The sequence below is a fragment of the Mesorhizobium sp. M7A.F.Ca.AU.001.01.1.1 genome (assembly GCF_004022735.1).
Classification (GTDB): Bacteria; Pseudomonadota; Alphaproteobacteria; order Rhizobiales; family Rhizobiaceae; genus Mesorhizobium; species Mesorhizobium ciceri.
Window position 1 is genome coordinate 1 of record NZ_RZPF01001301.1, and the last position, 647, is coordinate 647.

The following is a 647-nucleotide window of genomic DNA, read 5'->3' on the forward strand; positions in this document are numbered from 1 at the left end:
CCGATGCGGCCGCGATGCCTGGCGGCGGCGGCAAGCAGCGCGCCTTCGAGACCGGCATCGCCCGATCCCAGGATGGCGAGCCGCGCACCCGTCGCGACAATGCCGTCGACCACCAGCGCCAATATGTCCATGCCCTTTTGCCAGGTCAGGCGGCTGACCACGCAGACGATCGGGCTGTCATCGCGCTCAAGGCTGAAGCGATCCTCCACGGCAGCCCTGTTGGGTGCGCGCGCCTTCAGCGTGCTGCCCGTGTAGTTGGACACCAGATGCTTGTCGGTTTCCGGATCCCAGATGCCGGTGTCGATGCCGTTGACGATGCCATGGAGATCGCTGGAGCGCATGTTGATGAGGCCGTCGAGGCCCATGCCGAATTCGGGCGAGCGGATTTCCTGCGCGTAGGTCGGACTGACCGTGGTGATCGCCCAGGCGGCCTGCAGGCCCGCCTTGAGGAAGCCGACACCACCATAATATTCGACGCCGTCGAGCGCCATCGCCGCCGCCGGCAAGCCAAGCTCGCCGAAAATGCCGGCGCCGAACTGGCCCTGGAAGGCGAGGTTGTGGACGGTCATCATCGAAGGCACGCCGACCGCCTTGCCATAGCGCATATAGGCCAGCGTCATCGCCGACTGCCAGTCATGGGCGTGCAC

The 647-nt window shown here is 66.0% G+C and carries 1 protein-coding gene; it reads right to left on the bottom strand.

From position 1 onward, the window contains the following. Positions 1–647, bottom strand: a 647-nt coding sequence (locus EN884_RS37795; RefSeq protein WP_206617783.1) for a glycogen/starch synthase, incomplete at both ends; no start/stop codon positions are given.